Below are 23597 nucleotides of genomic sequence, written 5' to 3'. Positions count from 1 at the left end.
AATGGGCAAGTGATACACATACAAGTGATACACGTGCCTTTGCGCAGATTATTGTGATCTGGAGATCGTGGTCTTGTCATTGCAAACCGTCACTGACCACAGCGATCCACCTAGTGGAACTTTATTACGAGGAATATAAGCTTTTGTAATTAACTATGGTTTATAACCTAACCGTCTTGTGAGATGCGCCTGGGCAATGCCGGAGATAAATTCATCTTGAACAATACCGGTCAAGGAAAAGCCATTTTTAAGATAAAACCGTAAAACTTCATTCGCATCGGCATCAGTAACGACATTTAGGATTTTTCCTCCCTGTTGCTCAATCTCGGCGAAAATGCCGTCTAAAATAAGAGAACCATACCCCTTGCCGCGATGATCCCTGTCCACCGCGAACGTAAGCAAGTGATATGTATCAACGGTCTTTTTAGCCACTGCATAGCCAAGAGGATTTCCATTGTCTATAGCGCAAATGCCGAAACTCTTGCCGCTCGCGACCTCTTCCAGTTCGTCATGAATTGCAGATTCATACATTGCGCCAATATCCTGTAAAGCAATCTTCGCAAGCCCAAGGTGCAATTCTTTCGTGATTGGGACAATCATGCTTCGTCCTCTCTTATTTGTTCTCCTAAAAGTGTATACATTCGATCACGATAGATAATCGTGCCTGCTTTTGTTGCCTTGTTGATAGCAAGATTTGCTAGCTCCTCAAGTATTTCAGTCTTTCCTGTAAATCGGATCGGATAAAGCCTGGAGAGCCGCTGGAAGGCAGCATGGACGATCAGCGCAATCATGTCATCGTGTGGGATATGGGCATGACGGCACATGTTTGTGAGATCAGCTTCTGTTGGATGAAGGCCGGGAATCACGTTAGCTTCAAGGAAATAAAGCTGGTCATCTCGCTCGCGAAAATCCATGCGGTTATAGTCGCGCACTTCAAGGGCCTCGTGCGCCACGATGGCAAGCTGCGCAAAGCTTTTCGCCTTTTCAGTCCAGGCAATGTGTGTGACAAAAGGATTCTCAATATCTTTTACGTGTGGATCACGCACGTGTGGTTGCCCTGGAATTCTCGTGTAGTCGATCTCCAGGATCGGTAAGACGTATTTACCTATAATGCCAATTGTATACTCGCGCCCTGGCAAGAATTCTTCGACGAGCGCTGATTCATTGAAATTCGTGTGGACCATTTTCACGGCCTCGTCGAGCTCCGGAAAATCATGAACTTTACTTTTTTGACTGATGCCAATGCTCGTCCCTTCACTGCGAGGCTTAACCATCAGTGGAAAGGATAAATCTTCGAGTCGATCCCCTGGTGCCATGAGTTGGAATCGTGCAGTCGGAACAGCGTCATATGCAACGATCTTTTTTGCCGTTGCTTTATCCATCTTGTTAATGAAGGTTTTGGGACTGCTGCCGGTATAAGGGATTTGCAGGTGCTCACAAAAGAAGGGAACAATAGCCTCACGCAATTCTTTTTCGTCGAGACCTTCTGCGTTATTGAAGACCAAATCGATATGGTTCTTGCGCCTTTCGAGTTGGTAATAGATATCAGAACCAACATCAATCAATTCCACATTCGCGCCGATACGTTCTAGCGCTGCCGTTACTGCATTGATGGTAGCGGGGCTTTCAAATTCACCATAGCGCTCATCGTCCATTCCCGGTTTTCTTACATTACACGTATAAGCAATATTGAGTTTTTCCATAGCGACAGATAGATATAGGAAATAACATCCTTTTTATTAAAAACGAAATCAGCTGAAAGCTGAGTTTGAGAAGATCCTCCTGTTTAATTATTAATAATGAACGGGGCCGTTATTCGTTGACAGACTCAGACTCGGTTATTTGTACATTTTTCCCAGAGCCAACGCCTTCAGATGAGACTTAATTCCAGTGGGAGTTAATTTAGAACGATAGCGAACAGATCCGAATAGTTTGGCTCAACCACAAAACTGCTGCTTCACACGTCCTCCCTTCGTTCGAAAGATTTCTTATTAGGGCCTGGCTCTAGTGAGAAATCGGTCTTACTCGCTCACACCCTGCCTTCGTTAAAGCTCGAGCAGCAAAAGTGAGCAGAGATACCATTTTTTGGGCATATTCCGGGGGCACTGCAGTTAGGATTAAAGGTCCGTAATGTATAAACAAAACATTATGCTTACAATCAAAACACGTGACTTTCATTTATAATAATACTGAGTACAATTCTGAAGCATGGACTGCATTAGATGAAGCGGCTTTCACTTCATCCATTTTCTTGGAGTGTACCTATCATGCAAAAAGAAATAAGGAAGTTTGTAGCGGCTATATCCACGCTGGGCCTACTAGCGGGCTGCTCGGAGACCGGTGCAATCGAAGCAAAGAAGGACGACACGAGTGCGTCCGCACAAAATATCAGGCCTTTTGTCGACCACGACGGCCTCGCCAGGCGGTATGAAAACCGGGCCAGGACACTGCTGGAAATAGCGGCGAAACACGAGAAACGGCTCCAGTATTACGAGGACAAAAGCTACCGCTACGGAAGACACGGGCAGGATTCACAAGCGCATGCCATCGCCCTGGTGCAAAAATACAAGCGGGCGGCAGAGAAAGCCGCCGAATCTGCTTTTCACCACAGAATGGTGTCGCAGCTCGCGAAACGCGATTATATTGCTTCGAGGGCGTCACATTGATTTGGATTGCCCAGAAGCTCAGCGGTGAATCTGGCTGGACTGGGTGAAACAGTACGACTTGATTCTCTGCACTGGCCCGTGGATTAGCTGTTCGCATTACATGGAGATCTCTTCGGAATGCCGCTACATATTGAAACACCGCTAATTGAATCCCATTCGATCAGCCGTAAAGTGGGTCAATCCATTTGGTTGAAAATGGAGTCCGCGCAACCATCCGGCTCTTTCAAAACCCGAGGGATCGGCTACGCATGCGAAGAATATCTAAAACGAGGAGCAAAACGTTTCATTGCATCATCGGGCGGTAATGCCGGGCTAGCAGTTGCGTTTGCTGGACGTTGCCTTTCGGTACCTGTAATCATCGTGGTACCTGAGACAGCTTCAAAGCGGGCGGTGAACTTGATGCGTTTAGAGAGTGCGGAAGTTATAGTCCATGGGAAGTCTTTGGACGAAGCACACCGATTTGCGCTGTCAATCATGCAATCTACCGATGCATATATACATCCTTTCGATGACCCTCTGGTTTGGAGGGGTCATGCCAGTCTAATTGATGAAATATTCCGTGCTGGTCTAAAGCCTGACGCAATCGTTCTGTCAGTCGGCGGTGGCGGCCTCCTTTGCGGTGTTATAGAAGGATTGAAGCGGCATGGAGGGGCCGACGTGCCCATCATCGCTGTTGAAACTGAAGGTGCCGACTCCTATGGGAAATCGTTAAACGCGGGGTTTCTTATCGAGCTTGCATGCATATCGAGTATTGCGACGACGTTAGGAGCGCGCATTGTTTGTGAACAAGCGTTGGCGTACTCCAAAAATCATCGTATCGAAAGCGTTGTGTTGCCGGACAAGTTGGCCGTTTCTGCTTCTTTGCAGTTTCTGCAAGATCATGGAATTGTCGTTGAGCCTGCTTGCGGCGTTGCGCTCGCTGCGGTGTACGAAAAAGTTGCAGCGTTATCAGGGTATAAAACCGTATTGGTTATCGTATGCGGCGGCGTTGGTTCTACCGCTGATGACTTAGTTGAGTTGGCACGTCTGGAATGTGACGTAGCAAAATGTTAAGTATTCAGTGTGCCTCATTCCCAAGGAGGGCGAAGGGCAGGGCGCCTTGTAAGCATGCCATTTTTTCATGGGGAAGGGAAACGGCTACAAAAGGATCCTTGAATTAATAGACACGCCAGTAAGCTGGCTTACGCCGTAATCTCACTAGATGGATCTTTTCAATAAGTTGCCTTCCCTAAGGAAGGATTGTTGCGCTGATGACCGAATTTCAGTGAGAGACTAATCTTAAAAAAATGCCGTACTCCCCATGCCCGTAGTCAAATCGGGAAGGGAGTCCTTTGTTACCCCCTGTAATTGTTAAGGTGTGCTCTCCGTTTTCTTTTATTGAAGCTTTTTCCTGACGAGCCTCTACGTCGCCGATCAGCGGGTCAGGCAATAGTCGATCAAATATCAGCTTTCCCTTTGGATCTCTCAATTGCCACTTCGCGAGATATAAGCGGTTATCCTTTTTTAGCACCGATAGTGCAAGCATGTCTCCGCTATTAGCAGCAAAACGGAATGTATCCTTCGACCCTGGCAACTCGATACGCCCCGCCCCTTTTGCTGGGACATCAGGCGATATCCTTGCTGGTAGGCTAATATCGAAAATTTGAGGGTCGGGAACCAGATTACGAGTAACTTCAAGAGTCCCGGTTTCACTACCTGATGTCGTTAGAGTGGATCGATAGTTGCCTGTTTTTGGTAAGACGTGTTCGCCAGGTTGCATTGCTCCAGGATCAAAATATTGTGTAAAAATAATTTTTCCTTCCGAATCTTCGAGTTTCCATTCGCTCCACTTCAGTCCGCCGGAAGCTAAGGCACGAAAAAACATTTTCTGGCCCGCCAGGGCCTCAAAATTCTCGATTGGGTAACTACCCGGCTTGTCGATCTCGACAGTGAAGGATTTTGTTTCTGCTTCTAACGAATGACCTGTATTCTCGCGATGCCGACTGTTTGAGACAGCAAGGGCCGAACGAGCAAATTCAGCATCTTTTGTTACCCCTACATCTAGGATGCAATCATCAAGCAACGGTTGCGTTCGAATTCCACTGCTTGTACATACTGCTTGCGCCTTTTTACGGTCATCATCTGAAAGGTCAATGACAGTAAATGATTTTATTGGGAACGACCTAATCTGAAATGCAGCATAATTCTTACCCTGAACGTAATCAAACAGAGATTCCGCTTCGCTGATTCGCCAACTCTCGCCGAAAGTTTCGTATAGCTGGACCCAATACAGCTCATCCTTTTTCCCTGACAGCGTTATCTGCTTTCCATCCCTCGTAATCAACTCATCGTCGGGGTTATCGTTGTAATTTCCAAGTAATCCGCGCACCTGCCCAGACCTTTCAGGAGCAAGCTTAACGTAAACATTTAAATGCTTCGGAAACGATTCGACCCACATCTCAGTGCCGTCGAGCCAGCGAGTGATGACTCTTCCCCGATGGTTTCGCACGGTCCCGCCTTTTGGCAGGTTACGCCAATTGTCATCGGCGGAATAATCACGTCCATTGACTTTTATCTGTACCCCCTCCGGACGTGCCCCATACACCGCCACCCGATCTCCGTGCACGTTTGCAGCCGCAGCCGTATTCAAGCTAACGGTCTTCGAATTCTCCCATGGCTCCTGTCGGACTTGGATCACCAGGTCATCAGTGATTGATTTCAGCGCAATAAACTCTCCAGCTGCCTGAAAATCATAATGAAACCCATCCCTGGTTGTTATATGCGGATCACCATGGCTGGCGCTGCATTTTTCGCAACGATCTCCTTCTTCACGTGTATTTCGTACCTGCCTAGTTCCGCAGTCCCACCACTGTCTCTCAGGGGCAGTAAGATCGAGAACATTATTTTGGTAAGCAGTATCGCAAATGGTTGAGCAGCTTCCTTCCCATAAACTGTAATATATCCCCTCATTTTCATTGTGGATATCTTGCCAAAAGCTATCATGTTCGCCTCCCCATCCAGTTTCTCGCGCTAATTCTCGAAACCATCCTACTGCGCCAGCTCCTGGGAAGATAGAACGCTCGGCTTGACAGCCATACCAGCAGTGACCAAAAGCATCATAATGGTTGGATGGAATCGTATCTATTCCCTCTTTACTGCACTGTTGAGTTCTCCAATCGCGAGTCGCATCTTGGGCTGCTTTGGAAAATTCCCGTGAGAGTTGGCGTTGCTCCTCAGGTAAATAGTCTTCAATCTCGAAGTCAAGCCATGCTTTCGCCTTGCTACAGTCCGATAGCATTGCGAAAAAGACAATCGCAAATAACAATGATCTTGACCAAATCCGCTTGACACTCATATAACCGCCAAGATCTCTAAGGAAGCGCTGAACAAATCACCAGATTTGGGATAATAGCAGCATCCGCTAGCTTTTTTATCTACACCATGCCTCGCCAAACCACCTTTGCTGATCTTGAATGCGGCTGTAAGAAACATCAGATCCGCGGAAGACTGCGCTGGGTTTCAAGATCGGTGCGCATGCGCTACGCGCGACTGCGGCAACCAATGCTCTGGATCATTAGGCAGACATTGCCAAGGTGCAGGAATGGCTGGGGCATGCGAACATTGCCACGACGCGGATCTATGATCACCGTAAGACTCGGCCGGAGGATAGTCCGACGTTTAAAGTAAGTTATTAGGGAGATCAACAAACGTTCGTTTGACGTTCTCTGCACAGGAGTCGCCGAACTCTACAAATCTTCAGAATTAATTCGGGGGGTGTCATTGTAGCTATGAGATTTCAATAAGATATTCTCTGCAAGTCTAACGCCATTGAACGCCGACTGGGGGCGGACCAATTATTATGATCCGGGATTCTTTGCACCATTTAGCTAATTAGGTCATAGGTGTAGCAACCCGCATTTAGAAATGGTCCAACCAGCATTTAACGGCTTTTCCAACCGAGAATAACTGCATCTATCCACCCTCGCAAACCAGAGATAACTGCAAATGAACCTGCATTTATCCTTGCCGACCTGCATTTGATCTTCGCGAACCAGGAATAAGCGCGACTGACGTGACACTCATTTTGGCGCTGAACTGCTTGAGCACGCTCCAAACGCGTGCGGCGTCGCTTTCCACGACAGCGTTGTATTGAACCAAGGGCATGGTATTCTCCTAGCAGGTCGTTGGCCTGATTTTCCAGCTCGCTCTTGACCCGGTTGTAGAAGAACCGCGAGCCTGCGTCGGCGCCGATCGCCGAGTTGAGCACGTAGGTCGGTGTGCCATGGGCATGGGCCCGTTGCGCCACGGCCAGCGGATAATCGTGATCCACACGACGGAACGCCGTCTGCGAGCCGGCGGTGCGGATGGTGGTGGTGCCCAGGGTGCAGTGACGGCATCGGCACGCCACCAGGCTGCATCATCATCGAGCCGGTCGTACGCACTGCCCTCGGCCATCAGAAAGCGATAGCCCAGGCTTGCGGTATGGCTGAGCAGGTGATTGAGGGTGATGACGGCTTCCGTGCCGTCAGCCAAGCGCGGACGAAAATCGGGCAGGTGGCGCGTCACGGGCGCATCCAGCGCCAGCGTGCGGAGTTCGATCAGCCGCGTCGCCGCGACCGTGACGATCGGTTTGGTAACCGACGCCAGCCGGAAGATCAGTTCTTCCCCATGGCGCTGCCACCCTCGCGGTCGGCCCAGTCCGCGGCCCGGCGATAGATTGGCTCGCCGTCCCGGCTGACCAGCACCACCGTGCCGAGGATACGCTCGTCGGCCAAGGCCTGGTCGATGGCCTCGTCCAGCCGCTCGGTCATTGAAGTGGATTGCATCACGCGCACATCCCGATGAGTTGAAAGAGCCTGCGGCTTATGCCGCCGTCAGCCTTCGAACTGGTGATAGACCTTGGCGATGACCTTCCACTCGCCGTCGATCCTGATCAGCGTCAGGTAGTCATTGTAGTCCGCACCGATGGCGTCCTTCTCCATGTCCACCCGCACCACCGCAGTGGTCGGCGTGATCGCCAGTACGTCCAGTCGCGTGGTGATCTCGGGGGCCTTGCCGTTCTTCTTGACGAAGTCAAAAAGATTGGCAATCGGGCCGCCCAGCAGTTCGCCATTGGTGAAGCCGTACATGACCGCATCCTTGTGGAATGCCTCGGCCACGCCTTCGACGCTGCCAATGCGCAGGCCGTCGACGTACTTCTGGGCCACCGCGATCACCGCGTTGTAGTCGGCGGTTGGGACTGCCTTGATGTTCTTGCTCATGATGTTCTCCGGTTCAAGTGGTGCATGACGCGCCGGGGGATAGGCGCCACCGCATCGGCCGATGCGAGGCGCGATCGGCTCAAGGGGCGACGTGGGTATGGTAGATCTTGCTGACCACCGTCCACTTGCCCTCGACCTTCAGCAGGTTGAAGAAGTCGGTGAAGCAGAAGCCCGAAATGTCGTTGGTATCGATGCGGGCGCTGGCGGCGGTTCCGACGATATCGATGTTGACGATCACGCCTTGGGCTTCGGGCGACGGCCGGAACGGCGGGTTGTCGATGGTGTCAAACAGCCCCTGGATCGGACCACCGGTCAGCTTGTTGTCGCCATCGATGCCGAAGATGGTAGCCTGGTCGCTGAAGGCCGGCTTCATGATGCTGCTCTTGGCCTGCTTGCCGCCTTCGTTATACTGGTTCAGCACCTCGACGATGGCGTTATATTCCTGGACGTAAGTTGGCTTGCTCATAACGTAACTCCTGTTGAAAATAAAAAAAAGCAGAGGTCTCGTGGACGCTTGCTCGGGCTTGGGACGGGTTTCGCTTTCATGCGGTGGCCTCGGCAGCAGCCGGAATCCGGGGTCCCAACTGCCGAATCTCGTGCTCGTACGGAGAAACGGTTTCCAGGAGCCTATCTTGCGATTCGGACTTCATTAGCTGTCGTTTCCTCATGGATGACTCTGATCACCAGTCTTGCCGCGTCGGCGAGATAATCAGGTCATTGATAGTCACCGTCGCCGGTTGGTTGAGCGCATAGATGACTGCTTGCGCAACGTCCTCGGGTGCGATAGCGAGCTTGTTGAGCTCCTGGGCAGCTTGGCGACCCACAGGGTCGCTCACCTTGTCGGCCCAGCCGGTGTTGATCACGCCGGGGCTGATCGTGTTGACCTGGATACCATGCTGGACACCCAGTTCCTTTCGCATCGACTCGGTCATGGCCCGGATGAAGAACTTGGTGGCGCTGTATACACCCGCTGACGGAGACACTTGATGGCCAGCCACGGAGTCCATGTTGAGGATCTGCCCTGACTTCTGCTTCAGCATGAAGGGCAAAACTGCAGCAACCCCGTTCAGATAACCCCTGATGTTGACATCAATCATTTTTTCCCAATCCTGGACTGCAAGATTCGTCCAGTTCGAGAACAGCATCAGCCCGGCGTTGTTGATCAGGATATCGATGGAACCGTAGGTGTCCTGAGCGGACTGGGCTAGCGCCTTCATTTGGTCCAGATCCGTGACGTCTGCTACGTGCCCCACGATTCGTCCGCCGGTCTGGCGCACATCAGCCACGAACGCATCGAGCTCTTGCTGGTCCTGGGCAACGGCTATCACACGAACACCCTGCGCAACCAGTGCACGGGTTGTTGCTGCCCCGATACCGGACGATGCTCCGGTGACAATGGCGGTTTTACTCTCCAGATGATTCATGTCGAATTTCCTCTTTGCTTTGGCTAAAAAACACCTCAGTGAAGCAGTCGCTCCATAGCAGACAAAGCTGTGTCGAACGGTGCGCCATCCTTGCCCAGCTTGGCCAGCAGTGAAGCACCCAACCACAACTGGTACAGAGATTCGGCGAGCACAGGAGCCTCAGTGCCGGCTGGGATTGAGCCATCGGCATGGCCTTGCGCAATGCACTTGGCGATGCGCCCGATGATGGCATCGGTTCCCTTCTTGAGAACCAGGCGCATGTCTTCGGACAGATCGCATACTTCCGGCCCCAGCTTGACGACCAGGCACTTGTCATCGGGCAGATCCGTGCCTTGGCTATCCGCCCAGTAGCGGAAATAGCTCAGCAGGCGTTCAGCTGCAGGACCGTCCGTATTCAGCATCGTATCTACCTTGGATAGATATTCGGAAAAGTACTCATCCAGCAATGCGTGTCCGAACTCCTCCTTCGACTTGAAATAGTAGTAAAAAGAGCCCTTGGGCACACCAGCGGCGGTCACCACCTCGGCCAGGCCGACGGCGGTATAGCCTTTGTTGGTCATCAGCGACTTGGTTATATCCAAGATGTGCTGCCGCGTTTCCTGTGCTGGTTTCTTCATAGCTGCGCACTATAGCGTATAACTGACCAGTCGTCTAGTAATCTCCCACGCATTGCCACACGCCTGAGAGCGAAACCCGGACTCATGAACCTTTTGTTGTAGAACTGGAGCCCGATTCCAAAGAGGCCCTACTTGTGTCAAATCAGAGCGCAAGTGTCAGTGTAAAAAACGTCCGTTTGTTGGACTCGATCTGCAACCTCGCGTAACGGTTGCTCGGCGCCAGCTTTGCCACCAAAACCAAGCCGGAGTCGATTTTGACGACTGAAGCGATCGACATGCTGGCCACCAAACTGCGCACCCCACTGCAAGTCCAGCTGCACCTGACATTGGCACTGGAAGCCGGCTTCCACACAGGTAAAAAGCCAGTCACGGCGGAACTGGTGGAAACCGTGCTGTCGCGGCAGCTCGACGATTTGGAGTCGACGCTGACGCGCCATTGGCTATCGGCTTAAAGACATGGTGGAGAAGTTCGACGCCAAGCCGGCAGAAATCAGGGCGCAGTTCAGCAACCAGTTGAACCAGCCCGCGCAGCTGAGTTCCGCGAGCGGATATTGGCTGCGGGTTTGCCGATCTAAAGTGAGTGCCCCCTCAGTCGCACTTATTCCCGGTTCGCGAAGATCAAATGCAGGTCGACGGGGATAAACGCAGGTTCATTTGCAGTTATCTCTGGTTTGCGGGGGTGGATAGATGCAGTTATTCCTGGCCCAAAATCGCGTTGAATGCTGGTCGGACCATTTTTAAATGCAGGTTGCTACAGATAGCCATCGCTGAAACCTATTGTAGCAGCGGCCTTGCCGATCGCCCGGCACGCTACGCTTAGCCATGGACAACTCTAATGGAAAACCTGATGGACGGATATATCCCCGTCCACGAGGTTTTTCACAGAGATTGCCCACAGGCATTCAACCCTTCACCACACAAAGGAAATCTTCCTGACACGGCCTTCGGCCTTGCTCTCAGTAGGGCTAGCTCTATGGAGAAGGTGAGCCCCATTACCCCTCGTCTTGCTTTCCATGAGAATGATTATAATTTACAATGCGAACCTGCAACCGCACCCCGCCAGCCATCGCCAGCCAGTGCTCTTCCAAGAAAAACCAGGAAAAAGGAAAACATTGTGCTGCGCGAGATTACTTTTGCTCCCCGCTCTTCGTGCGTCCCTGCACTAGTACGCTTCAAGCCGCTGGCCTTTGCCATGCGCATGGCCTTCGCGGGCCTGTTGACCGCGGGATTCATCAATCCTAGTCATGCACAAACTGCGCCAGACGCAAAGCAAGAGGCCGCCAAAGACGTGGCGACACTCCCTGAGGTGAAAGTCAGTGCGGAACGCCCTGATGCGCTTCCGGAGCCCTATGCCGGCGGACACGTTGCGCGTGGTGGACGGCTCGGGTTGCTCGGCAATACCGATCTCATGAAGACGCCTTTCAGCATCAGCAGCTATACGTCGCAGATGGTCCGGGACCAGCACGCAATTACGGCGGCCGACGTCTTGTCCAGAGATCCTTCAGTCCGCTCTACTGGCCAGAGGGGCGGTGTCGTCGATTCTTTCTATATTCGTGGCTTTCCGATCGGCGAAGGCAACATTGGAGAACTCGCCTTCGACGGGCAGTATGGGGTAGCGCCCAATTACCGGGTATTTACCGATTACGCCGAGCGCGTCGAGGTGATCAAGGGACCTGCCGCCCTGCTGTACGGCATGTCCCCGAACAGCGGCGTAGGCGGCGTCATCAATATCGTTCCAAAGCGCGCATCTTCAACCGACCTGACCCGGCTCACGGGCAACTACCTGTCGAACACGCAAGGAGGCGGCCACCTCGATGTCAGCAGGCGGTTTGGTGCGGATCGCCAGTTCGGCATTCGGCTCAACGGTAGTCATCACCAGGGTAATACGATGCTGGACAACCAGTTTCGCCAGGCGGATGTCGGTGCCGTGGCGCTCGACTATCAGGGCGAAAGGTTTCGGGCGACCTTTGACGCCCTTGGGCAGTATGAGCGGTTCAAGGCTCCATCGCGCCCGTTCCTGGTTGCCGCAGGCCTTGCCGTGCCCACCGCCCCCGATGGCAGGCGTAACGTAACTCAGCCTTGGGGCCGGTCGACGATCGAGGACGTGTCGCTCCTGGCCAAGGCGGAATACGACATCTCGGACTCGCTGACACTGTTCGGCAGTGTCGGCGGCTCCCAATCATGGGTGAGTCGGCTCTCGGATCAGACGCCTACGATCCAGAATGCCGCCGGCGATACCAGGTCAACGCCGATGCACTTCAGGTTCGGCGTCAACCGCTCCAGCGCGGACGGGGGGCTGCGCGCCCGCTTCAATACCGGGCCCATTCGCCATACCATGACGCTTCAGGGCAGCGGTTATCGTGATCGTCTGGATCGAGGTTCCACTACTGGTACGGCAGTGTTGTCGAACATGTATTCCCCAATCGATCGCCCCGGTCAAGACTTGGCCAGGCCTGGCCTGATGAAAGTTTCGGAGACAGAATTCTACGGAGGCGCATTAACCGATGTCCTGTCTATCGCCGACGAGCGCGTGCTGCTTACGCTCGGCGTGCGCCTGCAGCAGATCAGCTCGGACAACTTCGGTCCAACGGGCGCCGTCACTTCTTCCTATGACAAGGGCGCCGTCACGCCGCTGGCCGGTCTGGTCGTCAGGCCCTGGAAAAATGTTTCCGTTTACGCCAACCGCATGGAAGGGCTAAGCAAGGGCGACATTGCGCCACAGGTCGCGGCCAATGCCGGCCAGATCTTCGCGCCCTACAAAACCGAGCAGGTTGAAGTCGGCGTCAAGATTGATCATGGCAGCCTGATCACTACACTTAGTCTCTTCGAGATCAAAAGGCCTAGCGGCCAGCTCACGGGCAATGTCTTTGCCGTGGATAGTGAGCAGCGCAACCGTGGCCTGGAACTTTCCCTATTTGGCGAACCCCTGTCAGGTCTTCGGCTGCTGGGCGGCGCGACGCTGTTCGATGCCGAATTGACGAAGACCAGCAGCGCGGCCACGGTGGGCAACAAACCGGTCGGCGTGCCGACATTGCAAGCCAATCTGAGCACCGAATGGGATGTGCGGTGGCTGCCCGGATTCACCTTGACCGGACATCTTATCCATACCGGCAAACGATATATCGACCAGGCGAATACGCAAAGCGTGCCTTCCTGGACGACGTTTGATTTTGGCGCGCGCTACACTACCAAGGTGGCCGGAAAATCGACCACTGTCCGGGCCAATGTACTTAATGCATTCGATACCAACCACTGGTCAGGTGTGGCCTCTTTCGGCACTTTATCGCTAGGCATGCCGCGCACCGTCCTGGTATCGGCCACGATCGACTTCTGAGTCGAGGCGGGAGCATGCCATGCAGGAAAATTTCCTATTGATGGAGAATGAAACCGAACACACGTGCCTCGATTCCGATCGAGCTACCGCCCGTGCTCACTCGAAACATGGCGGACATGGCCTATTGTCTCCACACACTCCTGGATCTGGTCGATCGGTATGGATATCCCGTCACGTCATTTGGCCGCATTTTCTGCAGCGAAACGTTGACGCTGCGCTAACGCGACCTGCAAGTTACGAGATTATTCCCGGATCAGGTATTTGCAAAACATAGCTGAACAAAATGATTTTCACAGATTTCTCGAATCCCCAAAATTGGTCGGAAATTTGGGGCGGATCGGGTTAGCGCAGCGTAACCGGGCAATATAATGCGCTAATGCTGAGATCCGCCGTAGCGGAATATGAGTCTTTTGCTGTATCCGGAGGAACATCCGAAGAATGAAGCGGTACGTTAACGATTTATATACTTGGGTTTACCAGTAATAATTGAAAAAAATACTATTCGTTCAATTCATCCAATTTTGCCGCCGCCAGGCAGACCGCTTCGCGCAAGGTTGCCCCGCTGGTGCTGATTTCATCGCAGTATAAAGTGAACCCGCCCCGGTATTGAGGGGAAGGGCGGTTATAGACCGCCTGGTCGCAATATTCACCTAACCAGTCCAGTATTTCGGTGTCCGAAAGGTTAAGGGGGGCCGGACGCTGTTCGGTCCACAATTCTTTCCAAGCCATCCAGCGCACAGCCCCCTTTCCCATAGTTTAGCCCCGACTCTTTCTCCACTGTTGCTGCGCCCTTTCAAACCGGGCAGAGTTCCGCGCCAGGCACGGCCTGGACATTTCTTTGTGCCTTTCCGTCACCGACCGCTTGTCTTTCCACGCCACCCGGGGCTTACTGGATCGAGGCTATGCCGAATCGGGCTACACATCTGTTTCGCGAATGCTGTAAACAACCCATCGAACAAACTGCGGAGATGTTTTACAGCATGGAGAGTATGTTACAAGTAATACTTGTAATTGTCAAGGAGAAACTTGTAATGACTGCAAGGGCGGGGTTCGACGCCAATGAGGGGAATGCTCTTGCCAGAGGGTCGGTTGGTGCTCTTTAGCGGGCTGGCATTCTTACAAAAGGCGTGGCGCCGGAGGCGCGTTGATGCGTTCGTCCAGGGCCGTACTCAACGACGTGGTCATCTTTCAGGATTACCGAATAATCGACGACATCCCGGTAGGAGGTACTAAAAGCCGACCAGTTACCAGCACTTCGATCGATGTAGAACAGTACTTCATATTCACCGCTGCGCTGATAGCCATCCGGATCGCCGGCGGCCCTGATAACTTCCGCCTTTGTCATACCCTCATGCACTCCAGTCATTTTTCCCCGCGTGACGCATGAGGAAAGGATCAATATGCTGAGCAGCGCGAAAATAACAGTTTTCATAATGGCTCCATTGAGAGTATGAACAGTATTATTTTAAAAGTCGTCACCGTCGGCGCGGGCACTCGCCGGGCAGAAAGAATGAGTCCTGTTGCGCTAGCTCCCCTGCGCTAGCTCTCCAATTCCTTGATGAGCAGCGCGACCTCCGCCACTTCCGCCAAGACTTCCTTTACCGCTTGCTCGAGGGTGTACCTGCGTTTTTCCACTTCATGAAGATGCTCGGGAAATTGCGTAATATATTGCTCCAGCTTTGCCCGCGCTTTTTCTGAAACATGAAAAGCGAGCAGCATCTCCAGGCTATCATAGGGCAAGCTGCTCATGGCGGCTTTCATCGAAGATTTCATATTGCTACAATCCCGGGCGGATTATCAGGATCACAAAATGGGGCTCTGGGCTGGCTTGTGTCCGGGCCACAATGCCTGTGAATTTTGTCCCTTTCCATATCTTCATATCCTTATTTCATCCCGATCTATCCGATCGAGTTTGTATAGTTCAGGTCTGTTTCCGCTAGCTGCGGCGTCTGTCGTTTTTTCGCCGATCTATCTGATGTCTGTCATGCAATCTTCTATCTGACAGCCGTCTTTCCACGAACCTTCGTTCCTGTCTCGGGCATCCGACGCGCAGGAAACGCTGGAGCCGGGTGAGGGGCCATATCGGGTAAAGGCAAGGGCTTCAGGTCTACCGCAGGTGATGCTTCCGCCCCTTCCGCAGGGGCTTCGCCTACCAGAGCCTTGCTGATCGTTACAAGGCGGGCAGCGTCTTCTTTTGACATGCGTCGCATTGCTTCGACAACCTGATTGATGAGCGGATCGTTGTTTGAAACGGGTTTCTCGTTTGAAGCAGATTTCTCAATGGCAGTTTTGGAAGATTGACCGGTCCTTGCATCTCTGGCGCCGGCGGATACTGCTGCTCCACTCAAGGCCGTGAGGGCTTCCGCAGACGCGCCAAAATGCATCAGTGCCTGCGGTAGCTTGAGTACTTGCGCGATCTTGTTCAATCTTTTTCCACGAGGCTGGGTTGCACCAGCTTCCCATTGCTGCACGGCCTGCGGAGACACACCGACCAGTTCCGCCAATTGGGACTGGTTCAGGTTGAGCCTTTCACGACCGTCGCGGATTATTTTCGCAATATTCATGCATTCATAATACAAGCAACGCTTGCAGAGTGTTTACAAGAATTACTTGACAATACAAGTATTACTTGTAATAATGTCCCTATTGGAGATCGGTTAATCAAAAAAGTTCGCCTGCCGGCGGATAAGCAGGTGTTGACCAAGCCCAGTTACCTTCAATGAACGGAGTTATCCCGTGAATTATTATGAACGTTATTGCGGCGACTACCAGCGTGATACCGCACATCTTTCTCTAGCCGAGCACGGCGCTTATACGATGCTACTCGACACCTATTTTAGCGTGGAAAAACCGTTGCCCAAAGATTTGCCCAGTCTCTACAGGGTCTGCAGGGCAATGACGAGGGTTGAGCAGCAAGCCGTAAAGACGATTGCCGAGCAGTTTTTTCCGGTTTCGGGGATTGACGGGTTGCGCCACAACCATCGTGCTGACCGCGAAATTGCCAAAGCCCGACCGAAAATAGAAGCGGCACGTATCAATGGCAGGAAAGGGGGCCGCCCTTCGAGAGAAAGCTTGCGGCAAGCGCGGCAGGAAACCCCGGACCTACCTGATGGGTTACCCGCGGATTCCGGCAATGCGGCCGCCGGGATATCCCCTGGGGAACCCATCGGGAAAACCCACCAGCGCCAGCACCAGCACCAGCACCAATCCCAGCACCAGCCTAATAAAAATACAGGCTGCGATTATACGGACGCTATTGAGCCTTCGAAGGAGCAGACGTCCGCGCCCAGCCCCGTGTCTGACTTCGTTTCGCTCGCTCCTCACCTCACCACAGACTCGACCGAAACCGCCGATTGGGAATCCTTGCCGTCTGGCGCAGGAGGTGCGTGCTGCAAAACCCTGACTCGGCTGGGTGTGCAAGGTTGTAATCCGCATCATCCCATATTGCTTGCGTTGCTTCAGGCTGGAGCGGTGGAGGATGAGTTTGTGCAGGCAGCAAGAAACGCTGCTGCCAAGGGAAAAGCGAATTTCGCTTATGTGGTCGGCACTGTGAAACGGCAGCGCGAAGAGGCTGCGAAACTGGTTTTGCACCGGGGACGGATGCCCAACAGCCAGGAAATGCTTGAATCATCCAATAAGGCCGCGACCGAAGGATGGCTGCCACCGGAATTGAGGGAAGCTCAGCATGCAAACTGATGATTTTCAGAAATTTCAGGATGGTATTGCCGGGGTGATGGGGTTCTATGGCAAAAGCGTATCGCGGTTTGCACTGGATGTGTGGTGGACCGCTCTCAAGCGGTATGACCTGGCCGCGATTGTGGACGCTTTTAACCGCCATCTCGCAAATCCCGACGCAGGGCAGTTTGCGCCGAAGCCAGCGGACGTTATTCGCATGCTGCAAGGATCGACGCAGGATGCCGCGATGAGGGCGTGGGCTAAAGTCGATCAAGCGGTGCGCAGCGTGGGAACCTATTGCGACGTGGTGTTCGACGATGCGCTGATTCATCGTGTAGTCCAGGATATGGGTGGATGGATTGCGCTCGGCGCCAAGGCGGAGGATGAATGGCCGTTTGTGGCGAGGGAATTTGAAAACCGTTATCGCGGATTCTGTTCCCGCAGTGAGCGTCCGCAATACCCGGCTACTTTAATTGGAATTGCAGCAGCACACAACAACCTGAAGGGCTTCAAAAATGACCACCCGGTGCTGATCGGGAATGAGCAGTTGGCACTGCAAGTGCTGCGCGGTGGAACGGACCGGCCGGCATTGGGTTTGAAACGCATGAGCGTCGCCCTGGACGAGACTGTGGGCGAGGCCCTGCACAGCCAGACCAGGCTGATGAGCGAGCAAAGAAAGGCAGGTTGAGATGCCCCCTACGGGTCGAGACAAGGTAAGCGGAATCTATCGGAACCATAGCAGCAGCTAAAGCAGGAGACTGAAAGCAAATGGAAACAAGAACCACTCGAACAGCGGGACCACACAGAATCGGAGGAAATTCTACAACTACGGCATATGACAGCTCCACGCATCTCGAGCGCTGGGAGTACGGAAATCCCCAAGCGGTTGCGGAGCGCAGGCAGGCGCAATCATGCCACGGTTGCCGATTTGAAGAAACGATCCGTTTTGACTCGCAATTCTCGAAGTATTGCGCGAAAGGACGGAAATATGGGAAGCATTGTGCGTTATATCAATCAAAAGGAATATAACAAGTGAAGTTCAGAAATCCGGAGCATGCCCTGAGATGGGCTTATGAAACCACTAACAGGCCAATCGTGAAAATCTCGTCCGTTAATGCGATGCGTGGACCGGACAGGGGAGGGGAGACCGGTGCGGATGGCGACCTGACAGCTTATGACCGGCACGCTCAGGCGGCGTTGATACTGGGGCTGTGCGAACGCGTATTATCGGCCTTGCATATGGCCTACGTAACCGTGCAGTACGGCCGGGAAGCAAGCGGATTTGATTTGCTTGCACGCCATCTCGCCGCGAATTTTGGCACGGGAATGCACAGTCGGAGAGGCGTCGAGCTGATAATCCGCACTTACTGTGGGCAAAAGACAGGACTGCGCGAGATCAGAAAAAACTTGTCATGCGGGATGCTCAAGGCGGCGTCGCTGCGCAACCGCGGCTATGATGCGCTGGATATGATCCACAACCAGGCCATGGACATTTTGCAAAGGGAAATGGAAGCCCGGGATTTGCTGCAGAGTTCGGGTCATGGTCCGGCTATAGGCGAAATGTCATAGATGCAGACCGGATTAGCGTGGGTAATTCGCCGGAGGGGAATGATGCGTGGAACGATTGTGCCTGCAGTCGGCATTATCCATCAATGATGTATTGCCATGGTTCGCTAGCGCACAGAGAAAGGGTGCGGCCACATGTAATGCTCGAAATCAACGGTGCTGGAAAGAACGATGATTCGAAATGGGAAAGCTTGCAGATGATACGTTATGGCTTACAGCCTCCACTTTTCAAACAAAGCGCCCAACCGAAAATTCAGGGGGCATATATTTCTATTGAAGAGTTAAACCATGAAGATGAAAAAAAACGTAACTGCTGTTCCAATGGCGGCAAGTGTGCTGGTGATATCGGTACTGGCGGGATGCGAAGGCCGTCAAGCGCAGGACGAAGTCCGGTCCGTGGATTGGTACGAGCAACATTCAGCGGAACGAGCGGCAAAGCTGGCTGACTGCATGACCAGCCCCCGCACGCTTGACGCCACGCCAGATTGCGTGAACGCCAGCCGTGCGGAGAATAACGTAAAAGCCAATACAGAATGGGGGACGCCGGATGAGGGCGTTCGGACCACCCCGCCGCCCATTGTCAAGTGAGATTGAAAGAGGTGGTGGGTTGTTTTGCATCGGTCTGGCTGGTTTTTTCATCCTGGAATTTCGCAGATAGGTTGACTAGCGCACAGAGCAACGTGCCTCGATACGAGATCATTAATAACGTGGCCTGCAACATATGGCGGCCAAAATGGATGGGCTGGGTTTTTGAGCGGGGATACCACGGTTTGGTTGTGGAGAGTGAAGCAGGGCGCCATCATCAAAAATCATGACAAGAGCGCCCTAGCCTCTATTCGCTCTATCTGTGGCGTCCCCGGATCGATAATTTGTTAATGAACATATTTCCATTAATGGGTTAAACCATGAAGACGAGACAGAACGTAACCTTTATTCGAATCGGAGCAAGCCTGCTATTCATATCGGTACTGGTGGGCTGCAAGATACGGGATCCGCAGGATGTTCGTCCAGTAGACTGGTATGAAAAACATGACAAGGAACGAGCAGCAATGCTGGCTGACTGCCAGGCTGATCCAACCACGGCTGATGCGATGCCGGATTGCAAGAACGCGGCTCGGGCAGAAGAAAACGTAAAGTCTGCTGCGAAATAAAAAGGGCGAAAAAGGCGGTGGAGGAATCGGGATGGCACCGGGATGGCACTAGGACCGGCCGTTTCTTTATCACCACCCCCAGGCCGTGGGAAGTGTGATTTTCCTACTTCCTCCGCACTTCCTCCTCATCAGACAGCGAAGAGGGGTCACTACAAAGCGTGCGCGTGCGAACCGGGCTATATTTTCGGGATGCGCAGCGTTTTGCTGATCATGAGGGTCCCGGACAATGCAAACAGCAGGGCTAGAGGGTGCAGCTCCCATGGTCCGACTGTCCACGCCCCCCAGTAAAGATTGTCGCCCAGCTGCTCCTTCCATGCGGCTAGTGCCAATACGGCGGTCAGAAAGATGCTGGTAGGAATCGGGGTACCTTCGAAGTAGGCTACCTTATCGGCCCCCGCTGAAAGACTTTCTGCCGTAATATTAAACCTTGCCAGCCGACTTACTCCGCAACATACAAAATAAATCAGCAATAACCAATCCCAGCCGCCGCGCAATCCCGCAGCGAAACCAAGAGCCGCTGGGGCGATGCCGAATGAAAGGATGTCCGCCAGCGAGTCGAGTTCGCGCCCCAGCGCCGAATGCTGGCGCCGCAAGCGCGCTATGTATCCATCGAGCACGTCGAATACAAAAGCTGCCGCCATCATTGCGGCCGAGCTGAAGAAATGGGTTGCGGCTTTGCTATCAATATAGAGCATGGCGAATAGCACAGCCGTTACACCGCAGGCGGCGTTACCCAGCGTAAAAAAGTCCGCCAGGTGGAATCCGCGAATCATCGAAAAATGCTTGGGGGAACTGGGGGAATTGGGGGAACCGGGGGACTTGGGGGATGGGGGCATGGTTTTTCCGAGTCAGTCATCAAGATGTATAGTGTGATGATCCTGGCCGTACCTAGCTTGGCGGCACATCCGCGTGGCCGCGTGTGGCGCGTCCGATTATTTTGCTCAGTTCACGCAGCCACAGCACGGAACTTGCCACCAGTATGCAAAACAGCCAGTCCCGAAAGCTCAAGCTCACCGTCGAAAACGCCTGCTGCAGGAAGGGCACGTACACTACCGCCATTTGCAACAGGAACGATAACAGGATCGTGCCCCACAGCCATTTGTTGGAAAGCAATCCAACGGATGCGCTCTGTTCGCCGGACCGGGCGTTGAAAACGTTAAAGAGGTTAAACAGTACCAGCGTCGTAAACGCCATGGTTTGTGCATAGCGTATGCTGCCGGAGCCTTCAATAAAACCGCCCGGCAAGCTGGCATCGAGTACCAGCAGCGTCCCCATACCCATGATCACGCCTACCAGGAGGATGCCGAACCACATCCGGGATGTGATCACGCCTTCGTCCTGCGGACGGGGCTGCTTGCTCATTACATCTGAGCTGGGAGGATCCACGCCAAGCGCGAGTGCCGGCGCGCCGTCCGTTACGAGATTGATCCACAGGAGTTGCGTTGCCAGCAGCGGCAGCACGAGGGATTGTCCTTCAGCCTTCAATCCGATGATGTCCGCCAGCAGCAAGCCGAAGAACATCACGAGCACCTCCCCGCTGTTGGACGAGAGCAGATACCACAGGAACTTGCGGATATTGGAGAAAATAGCGCGTCCTTCTTCGACCGCTGCAACGATCGATGCGAAGTTGTCGTCCATGAGTATCATGTCGGCTGCTTCCTTGGAAACATCCGTTCCCATTATGCCCATTGCGACGCCGATATCCGCGGTTTTCAGCGCGGGCGCGTCATTTACACCATCACCCGTCATCGCCACAATCGCTCCTCCTCGCTGCAACGCTTCGACGATTCGCAGCTTGTGTCTGGGGCTGACGCGTGCGTAGACTGATACTTCCTTTACTGTCTGATCGAGGGCGTCGTCCGAAAGCTTCTCGATTTCGGCGCCGGTAGTCGCGCGTGCTTTTTCGGTAATGCCGAGTTGGCCGGCGATAACGGCTGCGGTTACGGGGTGATCTCCCGTTATCATTATCGGGCGTATCCCTGCCGCGGCCGCGCGGGCGACAGCTTGCTTCGCTTCTTCACGCGGTGGATCGATCATGCCGATCAGGCCCGCGAAAACGAGATCCTGCTCGATGCGTTCGTCAACTTTGTCGGCATCAAACGCGTTAGCGGGCAAAGAACGGAAGGCGACGCCAAGTGAACGCAGGGCTTCCCCTGCAAGCTCTTCGTTTGTTTGCAGAATCGCTGCCCGGCGGTTTGCGGTCAGTGGTTTCGCCTCTTCTCCCACAAGTTCGTGCGAACAGCGCTCGAGCAACAGGTCTGGTGCGCCTTTGGTGAAGACTCGCAGATGCTCCTGTCTCTGTGTGTCTTTATGAATCGTCGTCATCAATTTACGGTCGGATGTGAAGGGTAGTTCGCCCAGGCGCTCGAAACGCGCATCGAGTGCCTCATCTTCCAGTCCCGCCTTGCGGGAAGCGACGATGAGCGCCCCTTCGGTTGGGTCGCCCTGAACCGTCCACCGACCGTCATGCTGCTGCAGCACGGCATTATTGGCCCGCTGGGCGATTACGAGCGCACGCTCCAGCTCTATTTTCGGCGCACCGGCTATTGCTCCCTTTCGGGCCGTATCGTCCTTAGTGCCGCCATCAGCGATCTCTTCACTGCCCTGCAGTCTTACTTCACCCCCTGGTGCATACCCCGCGCCATCCATTACTACCCGGCCGCTCGCGGTGACAACGGCGCGTACTGTCATCTCATTCTTCGTCAATGTGCCTGTTTTGTCTGAGGCAATAACGGTTGCCGAACCAAGTGTCTCGACTGCCGGGAGGTGTCGTATGATGACGTTTCTGCGCGCCATACGCTGCACGCCGAGGGCAAGGACAGCTGTAACAACCGCGGGCAAGCCTTCCGGTATTGCTGCTACGGCCAGCGCGATGCCCAGGATAAGAACGTCGAATAACGCCGCGAAACCGCTGACATCCTCGATGAGGATAATCGTTGCGATCATGATAACGGCGATAATGACAATAATTATCCCCAGGAGCTTGCCGACGCGAGCGAGTTCCTTTTGCAGCAGCGTGATCTCTACCGGGGTTTCTTTCAGCATCCCTGCGATGCGCCCCATCTGCGTCTGCATGCCAGTTGCAACGACCACGGCGCGCCCTCGACCGAAAGTTGCAGCCGTGCCGCTGAAGATCATGTTATGGCGGTCGCCGAGCTCGGCCTCTTCCGTAATCACAGCTGTATCTTTCGGTACCGGCAGGCTCTCACCCGTGAGTGCCGCCTCCGCCGTTTGCAGCGCGGTCGACTGAATCAGTCGTGAGTCGGCCGCAATGGTATCCCCCTCTTCTACAAGGATGATATCGCCGGGCACGAGTTCCGCCGCTGCTATACTCCGCTGTGCGCCTTCTCGAATAACACTGGCGTGCGCCGCCGACATATCACGTAAAGCTGCTACAGCTTCCTCCGCGCGTGCTTCCTGAATATAGCCCATGGCGGCGTTAAGCAGCACGACTGCGAAGATCGCAATCGCTTCATAAGGCAATGCCGATTCGCGCTCATATAGCCACAGTCCTGCCGAAATCGCCGTTGCAATCAGCAGCAGGACGACCAGCACATTTTGAAACTGCGCCAGGAACTTCTTCCAACGGGGGGTGGGTTCCTCGGCTGCCAGCTCGTTTTTACCGTATCTGTCGAGCCGCGCGCGAGCTTCGGTTTCACTCAAGCCGCTCGGCGCATCGGTACCGAGCGCGGCCATTAATTCATCGGCAGTCTGCTGATAAGGATCCTTCTGATGCTGCTGCGCGTTCGAAGTGCTCATTGGGCATCATGACGCTTTTGTGCTTACCAACTGATTGAGGGCCCCCGTCAACAAGCAACGGGCAGGGCTTAAGGAGGTGTCTCGGCCCGGGACGTACTATTTCAGGTCAATCGCTATCCTGCCCAGCCCTCCCATGTGGCGCGACACGCGGTCGCCCTTGAAAGT

At 53.7% G+C, this 23597-nt stretch carries 24 protein-coding genes and 1 pseudogene; 10 read left to right on the top strand and 15 right to left on the bottom strand.

Annotation, left to right across the window (positions count from 1 at the left end):
- Positions 1-153 precede the first annotated feature (153 nt).
- Positions 154-600 carry a GNAT family N-acetyltransferase gene (locus tag CRO05_RS10290; RefSeq protein ID WP_097067112.1) on the bottom strand — a complete coding sequence of 149 codons (447 nt, stop codon included), beginning with the start codon at positions 598-600 and terminating at the stop codon, positions 154-156.
- Positions 597-1703 (bottom strand): hypothetical protein, encoded by a 1107-nt coding sequence (locus CRO05_RS10285; RefSeq protein WP_097067111.1) that lies wholly within the window; start codon positions 1701-1703, stop codon positions 597-599. Before CRO05_RS10285 ends, CRO05_RS10290 begins: the two co-directional genes overlap by 4 nt.
- A 564-nt stretch (positions 1704-2267) precedes the next feature.
- On the opposite strand from CRO05_RS10285, the gene CRO05_RS10280 reads away from it, so the two are divergent.
- Complete coding sequence (locus CRO05_RS10280) at positions 2268-2666, top strand: hypothetical protein (protein ID WP_235001388.1); 399 nt, start codon at positions 2268-2270, stop codon at positions 2664-2666.
- A 117-nt stretch (positions 2667-2783) separates the two neighbouring features.
- Entirely contained in the window at positions 2784-3719 is a 936-nt protein-coding gene (locus CRO05_RS10275) for a pyridoxal-phosphate dependent enzyme (protein WP_097067109.1), read from the top strand.
- Between the two features lie 208 nt (positions 3720-3927).
- On the opposite strand, the gene CRO05_RS10270 is transcribed toward CRO05_RS10275, so the two are convergent.
- The 7 genes from CRO05_RS10270 to CRO05_RS10240 all read right to left on the bottom strand — a co-directional run bounded on the left by CRO05_RS10270 (position 3928) and on the right by CRO05_RS10240 (position 9911).
- Entirely contained in the window at positions 3928-6000 is a 2073-nt protein-coding gene (locus CRO05_RS10270) for a VWD domain-containing protein (protein ID WP_097067108.1), read from the bottom strand.
- Between the two features lie 818 nt (positions 6001-6818).
- Positions 6819-7292, bottom strand: coding sequence for a serine hydrolase (locus CRO05_RS16125; RefSeq protein WP_369831630.1), 474 nt, complete (start codon positions 7290-7292; stop codon positions 6819-6821).
- Between the two features lie 8 nt (positions 7293-7300).
- A complete protein-coding gene (locus tag CRO05_RS15720; RefSeq protein ID WP_200814364.1) occupies positions 7301-7456 on the bottom strand; it encodes a serine hydrolase in 156 nt (51 codons plus the stop codon).
- A 63-nt stretch (positions 7457-7519) separates the two neighbouring features.
- On the bottom strand, positions 7520-7906 hold the full coding sequence (locus CRO05_RS10255; protein ID WP_097067106.1) for a nuclear transport factor 2 family protein: 387 nt from the start codon (positions 7904-7906) through the stop codon (positions 7520-7522).
- A gap of 79 nt (positions 7907-7985) precedes the next feature.
- Complete coding sequence (locus CRO05_RS10250) at positions 7986-8372, bottom strand: nuclear transport factor 2 family protein (RefSeq protein ID WP_097067105.1); 387 nt, start codon at positions 8370-8372, stop codon at positions 7986-7988.
- Between the two features lie 214 nt (positions 8373-8586).
- Positions 8587-9330, bottom strand: a complete 744-nt coding sequence (locus CRO05_RS10245; RefSeq protein WP_097067104.1) for an SDR family oxidoreductase — start codon at positions 9328-9330, stop codon at positions 8587-8589.
- 35 nt (positions 9331-9365) lie between these two features.
- Positions 9366-9911 carry a TetR/AcrR family transcriptional regulator gene (locus tag CRO05_RS10240; RefSeq protein WP_235001386.1) on the bottom strand — a complete coding sequence of 182 codons (546 nt, stop codon included), beginning with the start codon at positions 9909-9911 and terminating at the stop codon, positions 9366-9368.
- 269 nt (positions 9912-10180) lie between these two features.
- Here CRO05_RS10240 and CRO05_RS10235 point away from each other — a divergent pair.
- From CRO05_RS10235 to CRO05_RS15535, 3 genes and pseudogenes are all read left to right on the top strand, one after another.
- A pseudogene (locus CRO05_RS10235) lies at positions 10181-10522 on the top strand (AAA family ATPase); the annotation flags it as partial.
- 407 nt (positions 10523-10929) lie between these two features.
- Positions 10930-13281, top strand: a complete 2352-nt coding sequence (locus CRO05_RS10230) for a TonB-dependent siderophore receptor (RefSeq protein WP_235001385.1) — start codon at positions 10930-10932, stop codon at positions 13279-13281.
- A 47-nt stretch (positions 13282-13328) separates the two neighbouring features.
- Positions 13329-13502 (top strand): hypothetical protein, encoded by a 174-nt coding sequence (locus CRO05_RS15535; RefSeq protein ID WP_159462723.1) that lies wholly within the window; start codon positions 13329-13331, stop codon positions 13500-13502.
- Positions 13503-13779: 277 nt separating this feature from the next.
- Here the strand turns inward: CRO05_RS15535 and CRO05_RS10225 are convergent, their stop codons facing one another.
- The 4 genes from CRO05_RS10225 to CRO05_RS10205 all read right to left on the bottom strand — a co-directional run bounded on the left by CRO05_RS10225 (position 13780) and on the right by CRO05_RS10205 (position 15845).
- A complete protein-coding gene (locus CRO05_RS10225) occupies positions 13780-14010 on the bottom strand; it encodes a hypothetical protein (protein WP_097067923.1) in 231 nt (76 codons plus the stop codon).
- Positions 14011-14380: 370 nt separating this feature from the next.
- A complete protein-coding gene (locus CRO05_RS10215) occupies positions 14381-14713 on the bottom strand; it encodes a hypothetical protein (RefSeq protein ID WP_097067100.1) in 333 nt (110 codons plus the stop codon).
- A gap of 107 nt (positions 14714-14820) precedes the next feature.
- Entirely contained in the window at positions 14821-15054 is a 234-nt protein-coding gene (locus CRO05_RS10210; RefSeq protein ID WP_235001384.1) for a hypothetical protein, read from the bottom strand.
- 221 nt (positions 15055-15275) lie between these two features.
- Positions 15276-15845 (bottom strand): XRE family transcriptional regulator, encoded by a 570-nt coding sequence (locus CRO05_RS10205; RefSeq protein ID WP_097067099.1) that lies wholly within the window; start codon positions 15843-15845, stop codon positions 15276-15278.
- 172 nt (positions 15846-16017) lie between these two features.
- Between CRO05_RS10205 and CRO05_RS10200 the strand changes: the two genes are divergently transcribed.
- The 5 genes from CRO05_RS10200 to CRO05_RS10175 all read left to right on the top strand — a co-directional run bounded on the left by CRO05_RS10200 (position 16018) and on the right by CRO05_RS10175 (position 19673).
- Complete coding sequence (locus CRO05_RS10200) at positions 16018-16977, top strand: YdaU family protein (RefSeq protein ID WP_097067098.1); 960 nt, start codon at positions 16018-16020, stop codon at positions 16975-16977.
- Entirely contained in the window at positions 16967-17644 is a 678-nt protein-coding gene (locus CRO05_RS10195) for a DUF6475 domain-containing protein (RefSeq protein WP_097067097.1), read from the top strand. Before CRO05_RS10200 ends, CRO05_RS10195 begins: the two co-directional genes overlap by 11 nt.
- A 344-nt stretch (positions 17645-17988) precedes the next feature.
- Positions 17989-18525 carry a hypothetical protein gene (locus tag CRO05_RS10185; RefSeq protein ID WP_097067095.1) on the top strand — a complete coding sequence of 179 codons (537 nt, stop codon included), beginning with the start codon at positions 17989-17991 and terminating at the stop codon, positions 18523-18525.
- Positions 18526-18810: 285 nt separating this feature from the next.
- Positions 18811-19110: an EexN family lipoprotein gene (locus CRO05_RS10180; RefSeq protein ID WP_200814362.1), complete on the top strand. Its 300-nt coding sequence runs from the start codon at positions 18811-18813 to the stop codon at positions 19108-19110.
- Between the two features lie 317 nt (positions 19111-19427).
- Positions 19428-19673, top strand: a complete 246-nt coding sequence (locus tag CRO05_RS10175; RefSeq protein WP_097067094.1) for an EexN family lipoprotein — start codon at positions 19428-19430, stop codon at positions 19671-19673.
- A 176-nt stretch (positions 19674-19849) separates the two neighbouring features.
- Here CRO05_RS10175 and CRO05_RS10170 read toward each other — a convergent pair whose 3' ends face one another.
- Positions 19850-20509, bottom strand: a complete 660-nt coding sequence (locus CRO05_RS10170) for a phosphatidylcholine/phosphatidylserine synthase (protein ID WP_097067093.1) — start codon at positions 20507-20509, stop codon at positions 19850-19852.
- Between the two features lie 52 nt (positions 20510-20561).
- Positions 20562-23432: a cation-translocating P-type ATPase gene (locus CRO05_RS10165; protein WP_097067092.1), complete on the bottom strand. Its 2871-nt coding sequence runs from the start codon at positions 23430-23432 to the stop codon at positions 20562-20564.
- Positions 23433-23597 lie beyond the last annotated feature (165 nt).

The sequence above is a fragment of the Nitrosovibrio sp. Nv4 genome (assembly GCF_900215485.1).
In the GTDB taxonomy this organism is placed as follows: Bacteria; Pseudomonadota; Gammaproteobacteria; order Burkholderiales; family Nitrosomonadaceae; genus Nitrosospira.
Note: the sequence above shows the minus strand (reverse complement) of the source record. Positions and strands in the feature narration are given on the sequence as shown.

Excerpts from the sequence above, each read along its gene's own strand:
- CRO05_RS10215 (WP_097067100.1), bottom strand. The coding sequence starts at position 14,713 with ATGAAAACTGTTATTTTCGCGCTGCTCAGCATATTGATCCTTTCCTCA.
- CRO05_RS10210 (WP_235001384.1), bottom strand. The coding sequence starts at position 15,054 with ATGAAATCTTCGATGAAAGCCGCCATGAGCAGCTTGCCCTATGATAGC.
- CRO05_RS10280 (WP_235001388.1), top strand. The coding sequence starts at position 2,268 with ATGCAAAAAGAAATAAGGAAGTTTGTAGCGGCTATATCCACGCTGGGC.
- CRO05_RS15535 (WP_159462723.1), top strand. The coding sequence starts at position 13,329 with ATGAAACCGAACACACGTGCCTCGATTCCGATCGAGCTACCGCCCGTG.
- CRO05_RS10255 (WP_097067106.1), bottom strand. The coding sequence starts at position 7,906 with ATGAGCAAGAACATCAAGGCAGTCCCAACCGCCGACTACAACGCGGTG.
- CRO05_RS10275 (WP_097067109.1), top strand. The coding sequence starts at position 2,784 with ATGCCGCTACATATTGAAACACCGCTAATTGAATCCCATTCGATCAGC.
- CRO05_RS10250 (WP_097067105.1), bottom strand. The coding sequence starts at position 8,372 with ATGAGCAAGCCAACTTACGTCCAGGAATATAACGCCATCGTCGAGGTG.
- CRO05_RS10290 (WP_097067112.1), bottom strand. The coding sequence starts at position 600 with ATGATTGTCCCAATCACGAAAGAATTGCACCTTGGGCTTGCGAAGATT.
- CRO05_RS10165 (WP_097067092.1), bottom strand. The coding sequence starts at position 23,432 with ATGAGCACTTCGAACGCGCAGCAGCATCAGAAGGATCCTTATCAGCAG.
- CRO05_RS10195 (WP_097067097.1), top strand. The coding sequence starts at position 16,967 with ATGCAAACTGATGATTTTCAGAAATTTCAGGATGGTATTGCCGGGGTG.
- CRO05_RS10205 (WP_097067099.1), bottom strand. The coding sequence starts at position 15,845 with ATGAATATTGCGAAAATAATCCGCGACGGTCGTGAAAGGCTCAACCTG.
- CRO05_RS10285 (WP_097067111.1), bottom strand. The coding sequence starts at position 1,703 with ATGGAAAAACTCAATATTGCTTATACGTGTAATGTAAGAAAACCGGGA.
- CRO05_RS10175 (WP_097067094.1), top strand. The coding sequence starts at position 19,428 with ATGAAGACGAGACAGAACGTAACCTTTATTCGAATCGGAGCAAGCCTG.
- CRO05_RS10245 (WP_097067104.1), bottom strand. The coding sequence starts at position 9,330 with ATGAATCATCTGGAGAGTAAAACCGCCATTGTCACCGGAGCATCGTCC.
- CRO05_RS10225 (WP_097067923.1), bottom strand. The coding sequence starts at position 14,010 with ATGGCTTGGAAAGAATTGTGGACCGAACAGCGTCCGGCCCCCCTTAAC.
- CRO05_RS10270 (WP_097067108.1), bottom strand. The coding sequence starts at position 6,000 with ATGAGTGTCAAGCGGATTTGGTCAAGATCATTGTTATTTGCGATTGTC.
- CRO05_RS10180 (WP_200814362.1), top strand. The coding sequence starts at position 18,811 with ATGAAGATGAAAAAAAACGTAACTGCTGTTCCAATGGCGGCAAGTGTG.
- CRO05_RS15720 (WP_200814364.1), bottom strand. The coding sequence starts at position 7,456 with ATGACCGAGCGGCTGGACGAGGCCATCGACCAGGCCTTGGCCGACGAG.
- CRO05_RS10170 (WP_097067093.1), bottom strand. The coding sequence starts at position 20,509 with ATGCCCCCATCCCCCAAGTCCCCCGGTTCCCCCAATTCCCCCAGTTCC.